Origin of the sequence: Novosphingobium sp. ZN18A2, assembly GCF_036784765.1 — a bacterium.
Lineage (GTDB): Bacteria > Pseudomonadota > Alphaproteobacteria > Sphingomonadales > Sphingomonadaceae > Novosphingobium.
On the sequence record NZ_CP136651.1, the window covers coordinates 797,056 to 812,945 of the forward strand.

A 15,890-nucleotide genomic window follows, 5' to 3' on the forward strand; every position below is an offset into this window, starting at 1 on the left:
AGTATTAGGATGATCGGGCCGGCCTTCGGACGAAAGGCGCCTGGGATACAAGAATGACCAAACTGACCGGTTCGGATACTAAGAGCACACTCTACTGCAGCTTCTGCGGGAAGTCGCAGCACGAGGTGCGCAAGCTGATCGCCGGGCCGACGGTTTTCATCTGCGACGAATGTGTCGAGCTGTGCAACGACATCATCCGCGAGGAAACCAAGGCCGGCATAGCGGGCAAGAAGGACGGCGGGGTGCCGACCCCGCTCGACATCTTCGAGACGCTGAACGATTACGTCATCGGGCAGGATCGCGCCAAGCGCGTGCTCTCGGTCGCGGTGCACAACCACTACAAGCGCCTGAAGCATTCCAGCAAGGGCGGCGATGTGGAACTGTCGAAGTCGAACATCCTGCTCGTCGGGCCGACGGGTTCGGGCAAGACGCTGCTGGCCCAGACGCTGGCCAAGACGTTCGACGTGCCCTTCACCATGGCCGACGCCACGACGCTTACCGAAGCGGGCTATGTGGGCGAGGACGTGGAGAACATCATCCTCAAGCTGCTGCAGGCGAGCGACTACAACGTCGACAAGGCGCAGCACGGCATCGTCTATATCGACGAGATCGACAAGATCAGCCGCAAGGCGGAAAACCCCTCCATCACGCGCGACGTTTCGGGCGAAGGCGTGCAGCAGGCTCTGCTCAAGCTGATGGAAGGCACCACCGCCAGCGTTCCGCCGCAGGGCGGGCGCAAGCATCCGCAGCAGGAATTCCTGCAGGTGGACACGACCAACATCCTGTTCATCTGCGGCGGCGCCTTCGCGGGGCTGGAAAAGATCATTGCCGACCGCCTGCAAAAGCGGTCCATCGGCTTCGGCGCGCACGTTGCCGACCCGGACAAGCGCAAGGTTGGCGAATTGCTTGAGAAGAGCGAGCCGGAAGACCTGCTGAAGTTCGGCCTGATCCCCGAATTCGTCGGCCGCCTGCCGGTGATCGCCACGCTGCGCGACCTTGATGTCGATGCGCTGGTCAAGATCCTGAAGGAGCCGAAGAACGCGCTGGTCAAGCAGTATGCCAAGCTGTTCGAGCTGGAAGACGTGACGCTGACCTTTACCGACGACGCGCTGGAAGCGATCGCCAACAAGGCCATCGAACGCAAGACCGGCGCGCGCGGTCTGCGCTCCATCGTCGAAGGGCTGCTGCTCGATACGATGTTCGACCTTCCGACGATGGAAGGCGTGACCGAAATCGTGGTCGATGCCGAAGTGGTGGATGGCCGCAAGGAACCCGTCCGCGTCCACAAGGGCAAGGAAGAGGCGGCCTGACCGGCGCCTTTCCCGCCGGACGATTCCGGCCGTGACCGAACAATGAAGCGCTGGCCCGTCTCCATCGGGCTGGCGCTTTTTTGTAACGGCGCTGTCGGCGCGGCCCGATAATCGCGCGGGAACCTGCCCGCCGCTGGCCGTGCCGCTTGTCCCGATCCCGGCGGTGCGGCTACTCTTGCCTGCCATGATGGCGCTGGCGCACGGAGGGTGAAGCCGCGATGCTGACGATCGGACTGCTTGGCGGGATGAGCTGGGAAAGCTCCGCGCACTATTATCGCATCGTCAACCAGGCCGTGCGGGCCGCGCTGGGCGGCACGCATTCGGCGCGCAGCCTGATGCTCTCGGTCGATTTCGCCGACGTGGAGGCGTTGCAGCACGCGGGAGAGTGGCAGGCGCTGGGAGACATGATGCTGCGTGAAACCGCGCGACTTGCGGCGGGTGGCGCCGATTTCCTGGTGCTGTGCACCAACACCATGCACCTGTTCGCGCCGCAGATAGAAGAGCACGGCGCCCTGCCGCTGCTCCACATCGCCGATGCGGCGGGGCAAGCGATTCGGTCGCGCGGCCTGCAACGTGTCGGCCTGATCGGCACGCGTTTCACGATGGAAGAGCCGTTCTATCGCGAGCGGCTGGCCGAACGCTTCGGGATAGAGACGCTGGTGCCCGGACCCGAAGCGCGCGAGGCGATCCATCGCGTGATCTATGACGAACTGGTGCAAGGCGTGATTCGCGACGAATCGCGCGCGATCTATCGCGACGTCATCGCCGCCCTGGCCGATGCGGGCGCGCAGGGAATCGTGCTGGGCTGCACCGAAATCCCGCTTCTGGTGGGCGAAGCGGACAGCCCGGTTCCCCTGTTCGACACCACGGACCTGCACGCCCGCGCTGCCGCCGACCGGGCGCTGGCGGGGTAGATCCACGCCACCTAGACCACGCTTTCGTCCATCAGCACGCACCCCGTATCCAGCGCTTCCACCTGCACGGTAACGTGCCCGATGCCGTGCTTTTCCAGCAGCAGTTCAGCCATGTCGTGCAGGAAGGCGTCGCCCGGATGCCCGCCGGGCATCAGCAGGTGCGCGGTCAGCGCGGTTTCGGTGGTGCTCATCGGCCAGATGTGCAGGTCGTGCACGGCTTCCACGCCGGTCTGCGAAAGCAGCAGGGCGCGCACGTCGCCCTCGTCTATCCCTTCGGGCACGCCGGCCAGACCAAGCTTCAGCGAATCCTTCAGCAGCCCCCATGTGCCCCAGGCGATGACGGCGGAAATGGCAAGGCTGGCCACCGGATCGATCCATTCCTGGCCGGTCATCATGATGGCAAGGCCAGCCAGCACCACGCCCGCCGAAACCGCCGCATCGGCCACCATGTGCAGGAAGGCGCCGCGAATGTTCAGGTCGTCCTTGCTGCCGCGCATGAACAGCAGCGCGGTTGCCACGTTCACGACGATGCCGATGGCGGCCACCACCATCATCGTGCCGCCCGCCACGGGTTCCGGCATGAACAGGCGGCGCACCGATTCGGCGGAGATCGCCCCCACCGCCAGCATCAGCAGCGATGCGTTGGCCAGCGCCGCCAGGATGGAACTGGACTTGAAACCATAGGTGAATCGCGCGGTGGGCGGGCGGCGGCTGAGCGTGTCCGCGAACCAGGCGATGCCCAGGCCCAGCACGTCCGACAGGTTGTGACCCGCGTCGGCAACCAGCGCCATCGACCCGGACAGCAGGCCGAAACCCGCTTCCACGAACACGAACAGCAGGTTCAGCGCGATGGCGACGGCAAAGGCCCGTCCGTGGCCCGGCCCGTGCGCGTGCGAATGCAGCCCGTGATGGTCATGGTGGCTATGGCCGTGATGATGATGTCCTGCGCCCATGCGCGCAGGCTAACGCGGCTTGGTGTTCGATGCCAGTCCGCCATGTCTGCTGCACCGCGGCAAAAAAACCGATGCCGTTGCATGCGCGCAACAGATGGCGGGAATTGGCGGTAAACAGACCCAATAAAGACATTTAATTGCCCGACGCGGCGCCAATACCCGCAAAGTATTGCGCGGGCGGATAAAGTGCAGCCTCGCGCGGGTAACAACGTCACGCTGCCGTCACATTTCATCGGCTTTGGAGCTTCGCGAGTGCGGGGTAAAAGCCGCGCTGCCCGTTGCCCAAGGCATCCTCTCCGGGCCGGAAACCAGGTTCCGGCGTTCATGGAGCAGCGGAGAAAAATGCACCTGTTTGGCAGATTGCCGTCCGTCACGCCGGGGTCTCCGGCATCAAATTGGGGTCTTAAGATGAACCGCAACCTTCGAATCGCCTCGAGCACGATTGCTCTGGCGACGGTCGCCGTATCGGCGCCCGCTTTTGCCCAGTCGGCGGGTACCACCGACTTTGAAAACCAGGCCATCATCGTCACGGGCGTCCGCGACACGGCGATTGCCGGCGTCCAGGTTCCCGATACGCCCAAGGCGAAGGTCTCGATCGAGCAGGACCTGATCGCGCACCAGACGCCGGGCCAGACGATCAACGACACGCTGAACCTTGTTCCGGGCGTTAGCTTCACCAACAACGACCCGTTCGGTTCGCTGGGTGGCAGCTTCACGATCCGCGGCTTCTCGTCCGACCGTATCTCGCAGACGGTTGACGGTATTCCGCTGAACGATTCGGGCAACTACGCGCTCTACACCAACCAGATGCTCGATCCCGAGATCATCGATGCGGCGACCGTCAGTCTGGGTTCGACCGACGTCGACAGCCCGACCGCTTCTGCTGCGGGCGGCACGATCAACATCCGTTCGATCACGCCTTCCGATGATATGGGTGCGCTGCTCAGCGCCAGCTATGGCAACATCATCGCGCGCGGCAACGACGTGAGCCGTCCGTACTATCGCGTGTTCGGCATGATCCAGACCGGCGTGTTCACCCCGTGGGGCACCAAGGCGTGGTTTTCGGCTTCGAAGGCGACCAACGATTCGACGTTCTCGAACTACGGCGGCGTGGACAAGCAGCAGTACAACGGCAAGATCTATCAGCCGATTGGCGACAACGGCGACTTCATCTCTGTCGGCTTCCACTACAACCAGAACCGCAACAACTTCAACGGCTCGCCGTCGCGGTATTCGGCTTCCGGCGGATGGGGCATCAACAAGCCCAGCGACCGTTTCTACAACCTCTACGACGGCACTCCGTGCACCACCGCTCCGGCAATCACCGGCAACGTTGACACGCCCAACAGCTGCGGATCGCCGTTCGAGCGTCGTTACAACCCGTCGAACACCGGCAACGTGCGCATCGAATCGCGCTTCACGCTGACCGACAAGCTGGTCCTGACCGTGGAGCCGAGCTTCCAGTACGTGAAGGCCAATGGCGGCGGCACCAGCTCTGCCTATGAATATGCCGATCCGACAAGCGGCCTGCTCGGCCAGATCGACGGTGGATATTACGTTGGTATCGACCTGAACGGCGACGGCGACCTGCTCGACACCGTTCGCGTGCTCAGCCCGAGTCAGACGCAGACGCGCCGCTATGGCGTGATTGCCAACCTGATCTACGAGCTGAACGAACAGAACCGTGTCCGCCTGTCGTACACGTTCGACCGTGCCAAGCACCGCCAGACCGGCCAGATCGGGTATCTCTACGCGAACGGCGAGCCGTATGACGTGTTCCCGGTGAACGACCCGATCACGACGGCTGACGGCTTTGTGCTCAACAAGCGCGATCGCAAGTCGTTCGCCACGCTGAACCAGGTCGCGGCCGAATACCGCGGCTCGTTCATGGACGATTCGCTGATCGTGAACCTGGGTGGCCGCCTGCCGTTCTTCACCCGCGACCTCGACCAGCACTGCTACTCGGCCTATGCTGGCGACGGTTACGGCTATTGCGTCGATCCGGCGAACCAGGCGACCCTGCTGGCTGCCTATCCGCAGCTGGTCACGCCGACCACGCGCAACATCAACTACAACAAGTTCCTGCCGAGCGTTGGCTTCACCTACAAGTTCACCCCGAACGTGAGCATGTTCGCCAGCTATGCCAAGAACCTGTCGGTTCCGGGCACCGACGATCTTTATGGCGCGATGTATTTCCCGCTGTCGAACCCGGCGTCCAAGCCGAAGCCGGAAACATCGGATTCGTTCGACCTCGGCCTGCGCTACCAGAGCAGCAAGGTCTCGGCGCAGCTTTCCGGCTGGTACAACAAGTACGACAACCGCCTGAAGTCGGCCTATGACCTCAACTGCGATTGCTCGATCACGCGCAACCTCGGCAGCGTCGAAAAGTACGGTATCGACGGCAGCATCGCGTGGACGCCGATCAAGCAGGTGTCGTTCTATGTCTTCGGTTCCTGGCTCCATTCGGAGATCAAGCAGGACACCCTTACCGGCGTGGACTCGACGACTGGCGCGAACATCTATGCCGCGACCGGGGGCAAGGCGGAATCGGGTGCGCCCGATTACACCATCGGTGGTCGTGTGCAGGGCACGCTGGGTGCATTCCAGCTTGGTGCGCAGGTCAAGCGGACCGGCAAGCGCTGGATGAACGACATCAACACCATCGCGCTTCCTGCCTACACCGTGGCGGACATCGATGTGCGTTACAGCCTCGCGCCCTATGGCCTCAAGAAGTCGTACTTCCAGGTCAACATCACCAACCTGTTCGACGAGGTCTATATCGGTTCGGCTCCGACCAGCCTGACCGGCACCTCGCAGTACGTGAACATCGGCCCGCCGCGCGCGATCGTGGCGTCGATGGTGATCGGCTTCTAAGCCTTACCGCACAACGCGAACGAAAAGGGGCGGGGGAAGCGCGATGCTTCCTCCGCCTTCTTTTTTGCCCCTATGATGCGGGGCGGGTGGAGAGATTGCTCTCCCCGTCTATCGGTAGATGCAGGCGTCCAGTCCGTCGCGGCGGACGACGCCGATGCGCGCGGCGATGGTGTTTCCGTGACGGCGGGTGAAGCCGGTTGCGCCGTTCACCGCGCGCTCGTCCGGCAGGGGCAGGACGGCGGCGATCCGCGCGGCCTCAATCGACGAAAGTTTTGCCGCGCCTTTCCTGTAATACCGCTGCGCGCCCGCCTCTGCGCCATAAGTGCCGATGCCCGTCTGCGCGATGTTGAGGTAAACCTCCATGATCCGCCGCTTGCCCCAGATGTTCTCTATCAGCACGGTGAACCACGCCTCGAACGCCTTGCGCACATAGCCGCCGCCCTGCCACAGGAACACGTTCTTCGCGGTCTGCTGGCTGATGGTGGAGCCGCCCCGGATATGCCCGCGCCCGCGCCTGTCGACCCGCTGGTTGTGCGCGATGGCCTTTTCGATCGCCCCGGTGTCGAAGCCGTGGTGGCTGCAGAACTTGCCGTCCTCGCCCGCGATCGCCGCGTCCACCATGTTGCGGTCGATACGCGAAAGCGGCGTCCAGTCCTTCGTGTGCCCGTTGGGGTCCATCAGCATCGTTGCCGTAATCGGCACGGGCACCACCTTGTAAAGCAGCACCCAACCCACGCTCAGCACCACGAACCACACGCCCGCCTTGACCAGGAAGAAAAACGCGCGCGCGACGGGGCCACGCTGGCGGGAGGAACGGCGGCGGCGGGTCTTGTTGCGCTTGAACATCGCCAGGGGAATTAGCGTAACGAAAAACCCGCGCCAATCGGGATTGGCGCGGGCTCTTGCGTGTTCGTGCGTTGCACCGGTGTCAGGTCGCGGGAATCAGCCGCTTTTCGCCGGCGATGCGCTGCATCGCCTTCTGCAGCTTCTCGAACGCGCGCACCTCGATCTGGCGCACACGTTCACGGCTGACGTGATAGACCTGGCTCAGTTCTTCCAGCGTCTTGGGATCGTCCACCAGGCGGCGGTCGGTCAGGATATGCTTTTCGCGGTCGTTCAGGCTGTCCATCGCCTCAACCAGCATATCGTGCCGCCACTGCGCCTCTTCGGCGTCGGCCACGGTTTCGTCCTGCAGGGGGCGGTCGTCGGTCAGCCAGTCCTGCCACTGGGCAGAGCCTTCCTCGTCACCGCGCAGCGAGACGTTGAGCGATGCGTCGCCGCCCATCATCATGCGCCGGTTCATGTTGACCACTTCCTGCTCGGGCACGCCAAGCTCGGTCGCGATCTTGGCGACATCGTCGGGGTGAAGGTCGGTATCCTCGTAGGCGTCGAGGTTCTTCTTCATCCGGCGCAGGTTGAAGAACAGCTTCTTCTGCGCGGCGGTGGTGCCCATCTTCACAAGGCTCCAGCTGCGCAGGATGAATTCCTGCATCGAAGCCTTGATCCACCACATGGCATAAGTCGCCAGGCGGAAGCCGCGATCGGGATCGAACTTCTTCACGCCCTGCATCAGGCCGATATTGCCTTCGCTGATCAGCTCGCTCACCGGCAGGCCATAGCCGCGATAGCCCATCGCGATCTTCGCGACGAGCCGCAGGTGGCTGGTGACGAGCTGGGCCGCGGCCTCGGGGTCTTCGTGCTCCTGGTATCGCTTGGCGAGCATGTATTCCTGCTCTGCCGTCAGCACCGGGAACTTGCGAATCTCCGCAAGGTAGCGGTTGAGGCTCTGTTCCCCGTTAAGCGCGGGGACGCTGATCTTTGTCCGTTGCTCACTCACGTGGACATTTCCTTCCTGTAAGTCGGCCCCTTCTATGCACAACCTCTAATGAGCATTGCGCGGGTGGGCCACCATTGAATCGTTTTAACACGCCAAGTAACGCTTCACCCCCCGCTTGAACCCCCCAGTTCGACGATAAGTTCCCTCATATCGACGGGCGTCGGGCTGGTGAACTGCATCGGTTCTCCGCGCGTGGGGTGAATGAAGCCCAGTTCCGCCGCGTGCAAGGCCTGGCGGCGAAAATCCATCGCTGCGAGAATCGGCCGAAGGCGGGCTGGCGTGCGTCCATAGACAGGATCTCCCAATAGCGCATGACCGATTGATGCAAGGTGAACGCGCACCTGGTGGGTTCTGCCTGTTTCCAGCCGACATTCCAGCAACGCGGCCGAATCGAGCCGTTCCAGCGTGCGGTAATGGGTGACGGCGTGCTTGCCCCGCCCATCCTGCACCAGCGCCATCTTCTTGCGGTTGGTGGCGGAGCGCGCGATCGCGCCGCGCACCGTGCCGGCGGGCGGCACCGGGTGCCCGGCGCAGACCGCGCGATAGGCGCGCGCGATGGAATGATCGGCAAACTGCGCGGCAAGCCCTTCGTGCGCGGCGTCGGTCTTGGCGACGACAAGCAGGCCCGATGTGTCCTTGTCTATGCGGTGGACGATTCCGGGACGTGCGACTCCGCCAATGCCCGAAAGCTGCCCCTTGCAGTGGTGGAGCAGCGCGTTGACCAGCGTGCCGTCCGGATTGCCCGCCGCCGGGTGGACGACCATCCCGGCAGGTTTGTCGATCACGATAAGGTCCGCGTCCTCATAGACCACGGACAGGGGGATATCCTGCGCCACCGCCTCTGCCGGCGCGGCTTCGGGAACGTCGATCCGCCAAGCAGTGCCCGCATCGGGCTTCGCGGAGGCCTGGGCGGCTGCCTTGCCGTCAACCAGCACACGGCCTTCGCCCATCAGCGCCTTCACCCGTTCACGCGACAATCCGCTCGCTTCGGCCAGTGCCTTGTCGAGCCGTTGTCCGCCGGATTCGAAGACGCCTTGCAGAATGGCGCTGTTTCCCCCCATGCTTCACAATATGGGGACGCGGATCACCGTATCAAGATCGGCGCTTGAGGCGCTTCTGGCCGAAGCGGCGGGCGCGCACCCGCTGGAATGCTGCGGATTGTTGTGGGCGGGCGCGGGGCTGGATGTCGCGCGGATAGAGCCTTGCGCCAACGTGGCGGAAAATCCGGCGGACAGTTTCGAGATAGACCCCGCCGCGCTGATCGCCGCGCACAAGGCGGAACGGGCCGGGGAAGGGCGGCTGGCGGGATATTATCACTCGCATCCGAACGGGCGTTCCGGGCCTTCGGGACGGGATCGCGTGCAGGCGACCGGGGATGGGCGCCAATGGGCGATTGTCGCGGGCGGCGCGGTTACGTGGTGGAGCGACGATCCATCGGGTTTTACGCCACTTTCCTACCAGACCCCATCCAGCTAAGGCTGTCGGGCAATGGGCACGACCGACCTCAAACGCGTTTCCCTGGCGCGCGGATATGCCGCAGGGGGTGAAGCGGGGCATGACAGTCCTCGCGTCAATCGCGGAACGTATTCGTCAACACCGTCAACTTCATCAGAAAATCCGGCCGAAAGCTTAACGATGACCACTTCCTCGCTCGATCTTGCCAGCCTGCTCTGCTCGCGCCTGTGCCACGATATGCTCAGCCCGGTCGGCGCGCTGTCCAACGGGCTCGAACTGCTGGCGGACGAAAAAGACCCCGAAATGCGCAAGCGGTGCTTCGAACTGCTTGAACAGAGCGCGAAGACAAGCGCGGACAAGCTGCGCTTCTTCCGGCTGGCGTTCGGCGCGGCGGGCGGCTTCGGCGATCTTGTGCCGGTGGCCGAAGCGCGCACGCTGGTCGATGCGTTGATCGGCAACAATGGCCGGATCGAAGCGAAATGGGCGCTGGGCAGCGATGCGTTGCCCAAGCCCGCGATCAAGACGCTGCTCAACCTTGCGCTGATCGGGATAGAAGCGCTGGTGCGCGGCGGTGTGCTGGAACTGGCGGCCGAAAACAAGGACGGGGCAAGCGAGATCGTGGTGCGCGCGGCAGGCGCGAAGATCGCGTTCGACCCGGCAGTGGGCGAGGCGCTGGAAGGCAAGGTCACCGGCGCGGATCTGTCCAGCCGCACGGCCCCCGCCGCGATGCTGTACGAACTGGCCGAAAGCCTGGGCGGCGGCCTGCAATTCGCCCTGACGGCAGACGCGCTGGTCATGGGCGCGGTCCTTCCGCAGGGGTAAGCGCGATGCCGATGCGCAAGTGGCTGGTTCACCGCGAGGTTCCCTCGCCGAACTGGAACGAGCGTAAGCAGCCCGTGTCGATGGCGGTGATCCATTACACCGGGATGCGCACCGCGGAAGAGGCGCTGGAACGGATGTGCGATCCGGCGGCGGAAGTGTCCGCGCACTACATGATTACGGAAGACGGGCAGGTAACCCAGCTCGTCGACGAGGAAAAGCGCGCCTGGCACGCTGGCCGGTCCTACTGGCGCGGAGAAACCGACGTGAACTCCGCCAGCGTGGGAATCGAACTGGTCAATCCCGGCCACGAATGGGGATACCGCGACTTCCCCGATGCGCAGATGGAGGCGCTGGTCCCGCTGCTGGCCGATATCGTGAAGCGCCACGATATCCCGCGCGCCAACGTGGTAGGGCATTCGGACATAGCGCCCGCGCGCAAGGAAGATCCGGGCGAGCTGTTCGACTGGGACTTGCTGGCCCGCTATCGCCTTGCCCTGGACAAGCCGAAGCCCACGATGCGGCTGGTGTTCGATAACGACGGCGCGTTCTACCTCGCGCTGGAACGCTTCGGATATGACATCACCGATGGCCCCGCCGCTGTGCGCGCCTTCCAGCGGCGGTGGCGGCCGCACCGGATCGACGGAGAGATCGACGGCCAGATCGGCGCGCTACTGTTCGAACTTTTGCTGGAACGCGACATGGGACGTGCTAGATAGCCGCTCGCGCCAGGAGGCCGGGCAGCCGCGCCCATGGGCCGCTCTTCACGGGCGGATCGATGGTCGAGGAAAGTCCGGGCTCCACGAAACAAGGGTGGCGGGTAACGCCCGCCGGCCCCGGATTCCGGTCCGGGGTCAGGGACAGTGCCACAGAGAGCAGACCGCTAACCGGAGCGATCCGGCAGCAAGGGTGAAAGGGTGCGGCAAGAGCGCACCGCGCGACCGGCAACGGAAGCGGCACGGCAAACCCCACCCGGAGCAAGACCGAATAGGGGCGGCGCGTCCCGGGAAACCGGGGCAGGCGTGTTTCGCGCCGGACCGCCCGGGTTGGTTGCTAGAGCGCCGCGGCAACGCGGGGCCGAGAGGAATGGCTGCCCTTGGGGATACGGTCTCTTTTCAGGGATACCGTCCGCAAGACAGAACCCGGCTTACAGGCCTCCTGGTGTATTTTTGCTGCCGGTCGTCCGGGTGCCCCGCTGCCGCACCGCCGGACCGGCGGCGATCAAACCGTATCCAGAAACCACCGGTCGGTCCCTTCCAGGCCGATCGCGGTCAGGCGGTCCGAAGCGAAAGCGCCGGTGTCTATCCCGATCCGGTTGGGCTGTTCGTCCACCGTGTCGGTAATGGTGTGGCCGTGCACCACGATGAAGCCGCGATCGCTCTTGTCGTCCAGGAACTCCCCCCGGATCCAGCGCAAGTCCGCTGTCACCTGTTCATCGACCGGAACGCCCGGACGGATGCCTGCATGGACGAACAGGTAATCCCCGATGCGAATCGATTCTTCCATGCCGTTCATGAAGGCGACGTGGTCCTCCGGCACGACCAGCGGCAGAAATTCGCGGAGTTCCGGCACGGTCTTGCGGTCATAGGTCGGCCGGTCGATGTCATAGCTGAGCAGCGTTTCCCTGCCGCCGAAGCGCAGGAAATGGCGCAGCGCCTCGTCGCGTTCGAAGGCGGCAAGGAACATCTCTTCGTGGTTGCCGCCGATAAAGCGAACCGCGCGCTGGCGCGCCCAGCGGCGCGCCCGGTCAATCACGCCGCGGCTGTCCGGTCCGCGATCGACAAGGTCGCCCAGCAGGATCACGGTGGTTTCGGCCGGGCCGCGCGCGATATCGTCCGCCTCGATTGCAGCGATCAAACGTTCGAACAGGTCAAGCCGTCCGTGGATGTCGCCGATGGCATAAACGCGCTGTCCGTCGGGCACTGCCGCGTGCTCCGCGGACCGCGGAGAGGCTGAAAACAGCGATCGCAAACGTTGAATCATCGGCTGGTGCGCGCATTTGCCATTGGTGCGGATATGGGCGGCGGTGCCTGCCGGGGCAAGGCGTGCCATGTCCCCTGGTGCTTAAAAGACACAAGGTTTCACAAACCTGCCACACTCGGTAACTTTTCTCTTGTGCAGTGCAGCAGGATTAGGCAACTTCTCCGTGTCGCTCCAAGGAAGGCCCATCTGAACGAGGCAATCCGGGAGCAACGCAGGTGGGACGAACGCGTCAACTATGTAAAAGGATTCGACATGCGTACGTCCATCAAGGCCCTTCTGGCCTCCTCCGTCCTCGCCGTTGCCACGCTCGCGTCTTCGCCGGCATTTGCCGACGATACCGCGCCGCCTTCGGACTTCACCGTTTCGGGCAACGTTGCGCTGGTAACCGATTACCGCTTCCGCGGCGTTTCGCTTTCGGGCGGCGATCCGGCAATCCAGGGCGGCATCACCGTTTCGCACTCGAGCGGTTTCTATGTCGGCACGTGGTCGTCCTCGATCCGTGGCGGCGACGTTTATGGCGAGCAGGAGCTTGACCTGTTCGGCGGCTGGACCGGCCAGGTAACGTCGGGCCTGTCGCTCGATGCCGGCCTTCTCGTCTACGTCTATCCGGGCAGCCAGACCGGCAATGCCGACTACTGGGAACCCTATGCCTCGATCTCGGGCACCGTTGGCCCCGCCACCGCCAAGGTCGGCGTCGCCTATGCCTGGTCGCAGAGCTCGCTGGGCGATCAGGACAACACCTATGTCTATGGCAACCTTGACGTGGGTGTGCCCAACACGCCGATCACGGTGTCCGGCCACGTCGGCTATACCGATGGCGTGCTGTCGCCCTATATCCTTGCCGGCGGCACCAAGCGTAACGGTTGGGATTATTCGATCGGCGCTTCGGCGGCGGTCTGGGGCCCGCTCTCGCTGGGCGTCTCGTACATCGGCGTCGACGGGCCGAGCGTGAACGGCCTTACCGACGATGCGGTTGTCGGCACGCTGACGGCCAGCTTCTGATTATCGGAAATACAGATCTTTCGGCCGGGTTTCCCCTCCAGCGGGGTATCCCGGCCGATTGACGCGGGGGCCCGCACGGCGAAAGTCTGTGCGGGCCTTTGCGCATCCGCGCCGGGGCGCGATTCCGGCCGCCTTCACCTTTTGCTCACCCTTCCCGTTTAGCACCTTGCGGCATGAGCGCGCAGGAACCCGCCGCCGACCGGCGGCCAGAAAGCGACGTGTCCGCAGGCGTTGGCCTTGCCGGGCTGGCGGGGCTGTTCGCGTGGTTGCTGGTCTGCCGCAAGTGGGGCGCGATCTCGCTTGCGCTGGGGCTGCCCGGCCCGCACCGGGCGATGGACGGCCCTTACGCCGCGCTTGCCGCTGTGCTGTTTTCCGGCGTGCCGATGGTGCTCTATTCGGTGCTGGTCGAAAAGGTCCACCGCCGCGCTTCGACCGGGATCGACTGGGACAGCCCGCGCCCGCTGTCGCAGGTCATCGACATTTCGATTACCAAGCTGGCCGGGTTGTGGGCCACCTGGGCGCTGATCGCGCTCTTCTATTTCCTTTCGCGCTGGTACTGGGACGGCACATACCTTTTCGCGATGAAGGTGCTGGGCGTGGCCGCGCCGCTGCTGTTCCTGGCCTCTATCCCCTATGTCCTGTGGCTTGACCGCGTGCTGGTGAACCCGCGTGACGGGGCGTGGCACATGGGGGCGCTGCTGATCGGGCGCGAAGCGTGGGATGCGTCCGAAGTGAAGCGTCACTTGCGCCTGTGGGCGGTGAAGGGTTTCTGGATCGCCTTCATGGTTTCGATCCTGCCCTTCGGGTTCGAGGCCGTGGTGCGCCGCGACTGGAGCGGCATCGCGGGCAACCCGGTTGTGCTTTCCGCTGCGCTGATCGACGTGATGTTCATGGTCGACGTGCAGATCGCGATGGTCGGCTACCTGCTGACGATGAAGCCGCTCGATTCGCAAATCCGCAGCGCCAATCCGTTCCTTGCCGGCTGGGTCGCCGCGCTGATCTGCTATCCCCCGTTCCAGTTGATGATGCCGGGCCGCCCGCTGTTCTACCAGCAGGCGACGCAGCAGTGGTTCGTCTGGCTTGACGGGCACACCGCGCTGCTATGGGTGTGGGCCATCGCGATGACGGTGCTGACCGCGATCTATGCCTGGGCGACGGTGGCCTTCGGCCTGCGCTTTTCGAACCTCACCTATCGCGGCGTGCTGACGAACGGGCCTTATGCGTTAACGCGCCACCCGGCCTATCTCGCCAAGAACCTGTTCTGGTGGATGGAGACGCTGCCGTTCCTCGTCACCAGCCATTCGATGGGTGACGCAGTGCGCAACACGGTGGCGCTGGCAGGGGTCAGCGCGATCTATTTCTGGCGTGCTAAGACAGAAGAAGCGCACCTGCTGGCCGAAGACGCCAAATATCGCGAATACCACGCTTGGATGACGCACAACGCCCCGCTGACGCGCTGGATGCACAAGGCGGGAAGGCTGCTGCGCCCGCGCGGAATGCAGGTGCAGCCGGCGGAATAGGCGGCGGCGCTTCAGCTTCGTTAAGTAGCGCCCTTGGGCAGTCTCAGAACGGGGGATATGGGGATTCGACTTACGCCCCGGCCAGCTTCGCGAACTCCCACGCCTTGTCGGCCAGCGGCGTCACGCGTTCGGACATCGCCCTGGCATGCGCGGAACTGGCGGTGCCGTCTATCACGCGCTTCTTGATGCCCTGCATGATCCCGGCAAGGCGGAAGAAGTTGTAGGCGAAATACCAGTTCATGTCGGGCACCCCGTCGCGCCCGGTGGCCGCACAATAGCGTTCGACCACGTCTTCCAGTTCGGGGATGCCCAGCGCCTTGCGATCAAGGTCCATCACGCCTGAACGTCCGCCGTTTTCCGTCACCCACGCCATGCAGACATAGGTGAAATCGGCCAGCGGGTCGCCCAGCGTCGAAAGCTCCCAGTCAAGCACGGCCAGCACTTCGGCGCGGTCCTTCGCGAAGATCATGTTGTCTATGCGATAGTCGCCGTGGACCACGCTGGTGCGCGTCTGTTCGGGAAGCGTCGCGGACAGCCATTCGATCAGCCGCTCCATCGGCTCCATATGTTCGGTTTCGGACAGCTTGTATTGCTTGGTCCAGCGCTGGACCTGGCGGCCGAAATAGTTGCCCGGCTTGCCGAAGTCCGACAGGCCCACCGCATCGACATCCACCGCGTGAAGTTTCGCCAACGTGTCGATCATCGTGTTATAGACCGCGCGGCGTTCCTCCGGGTTCGATCCGGGCATGGCCCCGTCCCAGATCGACCGGCCATCGACCATGCCCATCACATAGAACCACGATCCGACCACGTCCTCGTCGGTGCACAGCCCGTATTGCCTGGCCACCGGAAAGCCGGTTCCGTTGAGCGCCTTCTGCACCTTGTATTCGCGGTCGACCGCGTGGGCGGAGGGCAGCAGCGGGCCGAACGGCTTGCGGCGCAGCACATAGGGACCGCTGGGCGCTTCGATCTTGTAGGTCGGGTTCGATTGCCCGCCCTTGAACTTGCGCACGGCAAGCGGCCCTTCGAAGCCTTCGACGTTCGCTTCGAACCATTGGGTCAGCTTCGCTTCGTCCAGCTGGTCCGCGCCTTCGGGCACAACGGTGCCGACAAAGGCTTCCTGGGCGTTGAGGGCCGGTCCTGTACTCATGTCAAATTCCCCGTTCACCCTGCGCTTGCGGCAGAGCCATCTATCTATTCCCGCTCTTGCCGGTGTCCGCCCG

Annotated in this window: 14 protein-coding genes and 1 other RNA gene; 9 read left to right on the plus strand and 6 right to left on the minus strand. The window is 64.1% G+C overall.

The features are described 5' to 3' along the window. Positions 1–53 precede the first annotated feature (53 nt). Both clpX and RXV95_RS03890 read left to right on the plus strand, forming a co-directional pair. A complete protein-coding gene (gene clpX / locus RXV95_RS03885) occupies positions 54–1,310 on the plus strand; it encodes an ATP-dependent Clp protease ATP-binding subunit ClpX (protein ID WP_338467706.1) in 1,257 nt (418 codons plus the stop codon). A gap of 218 nt (positions 1,311–1,528) precedes the next feature. Further along, entirely contained in the window at positions 1,529–2,224 is a 696-nt protein-coding gene (locus RXV95_RS03890) for an aspartate/glutamate racemase family protein (RefSeq protein WP_338467707.1), read from the plus strand. Positions 2,225–2,235: 11 nt separating this feature from the next. Here the strand turns inward: RXV95_RS03890 and RXV95_RS03895 are convergent, their stop codons facing one another. Next, positions 2,236–3,177, minus strand: a complete 942-nt coding sequence (locus RXV95_RS03895) for a cation diffusion facilitator family transporter (protein WP_338467708.1) — start codon at positions 3,175–3,177, stop codon at positions 2,236–2,238. A 408-nt stretch (positions 3,178–3,585) separates the two neighbouring features. On the opposite strand from RXV95_RS03895, the gene RXV95_RS03900 reads away from it, so the two are divergent. Beyond that, complete coding sequence (locus RXV95_RS03900; protein WP_338467709.1) at positions 3,586–6,051, plus strand: TonB-dependent receptor; 2,466 nt, start codon at positions 3,586–3,588, stop codon at positions 6,049–6,051. 108 nt (positions 6,052–6,159) lie between these two features. Here the strand turns inward: RXV95_RS03900 and mtgA are convergent, their stop codons facing one another. From mtgA to RXV95_RS03915, 3 genes are all read right to left on the minus strand, one after another. Then, positions 6,160–6,897, minus strand: coding sequence for a monofunctional biosynthetic peptidoglycan transglycosylase (gene mtgA, locus RXV95_RS03905; protein WP_338467710.1), 738 nt, complete (start codon positions 6,895–6,897; stop codon positions 6,160–6,162). Positions 6,898–6,979: 82 nt separating this feature from the next. Continuing rightward, complete coding sequence (rpoH, locus tag RXV95_RS03910; protein ID WP_338467711.1) at positions 6,980–7,888, minus strand: RNA polymerase sigma factor RpoH; 909 nt, start codon at positions 7,886–7,888, stop codon at positions 6,980–6,982. A 104-nt stretch (positions 7,889–7,992) separates the two neighbouring features. Beyond that, positions 7,993–8,949, minus strand: coding sequence for an RluA family pseudouridine synthase (locus RXV95_RS03915; RefSeq protein WP_338467712.1), 957 nt, complete (start codon positions 8,947–8,949; stop codon positions 7,993–7,995). Here RXV95_RS03915 and RXV95_RS03920 point away from each other — a divergent pair. The 4 genes from RXV95_RS03920 (at position 8,930) to rnpB (ending at position 11,328) form a co-directional block, all read left to right on the plus strand. Continuing rightward, positions 8,930–9,364 carry a M67 family metallopeptidase gene (locus RXV95_RS03920; protein ID WP_338467713.1) on the plus strand — a complete coding sequence of 145 codons (435 nt, stop codon included), beginning with the start codon at positions 8,930–8,932 and terminating at the stop codon, positions 9,362–9,364. The two genes, RXV95_RS03915 and RXV95_RS03920, sit on opposite strands and share 20 nt — an antisense overlap. A 159-nt stretch (positions 9,365–9,523) precedes the next feature. Further along, complete coding sequence (locus tag RXV95_RS03925; RefSeq protein ID WP_338467714.1) at positions 9,524–10,165, plus strand: histidine phosphotransferase family protein; 642 nt, start codon at positions 9,524–9,526, stop codon at positions 10,163–10,165. Positions 10,166–10,176: 11 nt separating this feature from the next. Beyond that, positions 10,177–10,881 carry an N-acetylmuramoyl-L-alanine amidase gene (locus RXV95_RS03930; RefSeq protein WP_338468628.1) on the plus strand — a complete coding sequence of 235 codons (705 nt, stop codon included), beginning with the start codon at positions 10,177–10,179 and terminating at the stop codon, positions 10,879–10,881. Between the two features lie 9 nt (positions 10,882–10,890). Further along, positions 10,891–11,328: RNase P RNA component class A (gene rnpB / locus RXV95_RS03935), an RNA gene on the plus strand. 55 nt (positions 11,329–11,383) lie between these two features. Here the strand turns inward: rnpB and RXV95_RS03940 are convergent. Next, positions 11,384–12,085, minus strand: coding sequence for a metallophosphoesterase (locus RXV95_RS03940; RefSeq protein WP_338467715.1), 702 nt, complete (start codon positions 12,083–12,085; stop codon positions 11,384–11,386). A gap of 312 nt (positions 12,086–12,397) precedes the next feature. Here RXV95_RS03940 and RXV95_RS03945 point away from each other — a divergent pair, with 312 nt between their 5' ends. Together RXV95_RS03945 and RXV95_RS03950 are read left to right on the plus strand one after the other, a co-directional pair. Continuing rightward, the gene (locus tag RXV95_RS03945) at positions 12,398–13,147 is read left to right on the plus strand and encodes a TorF family putative porin (RefSeq protein WP_338467716.1); all 750 of its coding nucleotides are present in this window, start codon (positions 12,398–12,400) and stop codon (positions 13,145–13,147) included. Positions 13,148–13,320: 173 nt separating this feature from the next. Next, entirely contained in the window at positions 13,321–14,667 is a 1,347-nt protein-coding gene (locus tag RXV95_RS03950; protein WP_338467717.1) for a DUF1295 domain-containing protein, read from the plus strand. Positions 14,668–14,737: 70 nt separating this feature from the next. Here RXV95_RS03950 and RXV95_RS03955 read toward each other — a convergent pair whose 3' ends face one another. Further along, positions 14,738–15,817 carry a phosphotransferase family protein gene (locus RXV95_RS03955; RefSeq protein WP_338467718.1) on the minus strand — a complete coding sequence of 360 codons (1,080 nt, stop codon included), beginning with the start codon at positions 15,815–15,817 and terminating at the stop codon, positions 14,738–14,740. Between the last annotated feature and the right edge of the window lie 73 nt (positions 15,818–15,890).

Bases quoted from the DNA above. Each gene is read 5' to 3' on its own strand.
- clpX (WP_338467706.1), top strand. From the start codon at position 54: ATGACCAAACTGACCGGTTCGGATACTAAGAGCACACTCTACTGCAGC.
- RXV95_RS03890 (WP_338467707.1), top strand. From the start codon at position 1,529: ATGCTGACGATCGGACTGCTTGGCGGGATGAGCTGGGAAAGCTCCGCG.
- RXV95_RS03895 (WP_338467708.1), bottom strand. From the start codon at position 3,177: ATGGGCGCAGGACATCATCATCACGGCCATAGCCACCATGACCATCAC.
- RXV95_RS03900 (WP_338467709.1), top strand. From the start codon at position 3,586: ATGAACCGCAACCTTCGAATCGCCTCGAGCACGATTGCTCTGGCGACG.
- mtgA (WP_338467710.1), bottom strand. From the start codon at position 6,897: ATGTTCAAGCGCAACAAGACCCGCCGCCGCCGTTCCTCCCGCCAGCGT.
- RXV95_RS03920 (WP_338467713.1), top strand. From the start codon at position 8,930: ATGGCGCTGTTTCCCCCCATGCTTCACAATATGGGGACGCGGATCACC.
- RXV95_RS03915 (WP_338467712.1), bottom strand. From the start codon at position 8,949: ATGGGGGGAAACAGCGCCATTCTGCAAGGCGTCTTCGAATCCGGCGGA.
- RXV95_RS03925 (WP_338467714.1), top strand. From the start codon at position 9,524: ATGACCACTTCCTCGCTCGATCTTGCCAGCCTGCTCTGCTCGCGCCTG.
- RXV95_RS03930 (WP_338468628.1), top strand. From the start codon at position 10,177: ATGCGCAAGTGGCTGGTTCACCGCGAGGTTCCCTCGCCGAACTGGAAC.
- RXV95_RS03945 (WP_338467716.1), top strand. From the start codon at position 12,398: ATGCGTACGTCCATCAAGGCCCTTCTGGCCTCCTCCGTCCTCGCCGTT.
- RXV95_RS03950 (WP_338467717.1), top strand. From the start codon at position 13,321: ATGAGCGCGCAGGAACCCGCCGCCGACCGGCGGCCAGAAAGCGACGTG.
- RXV95_RS03955 (WP_338467718.1), bottom strand. From the start codon at position 15,817: ATGAGTACAGGACCGGCCCTCAACGCCCAGGAAGCCTTTGTCGGCACC.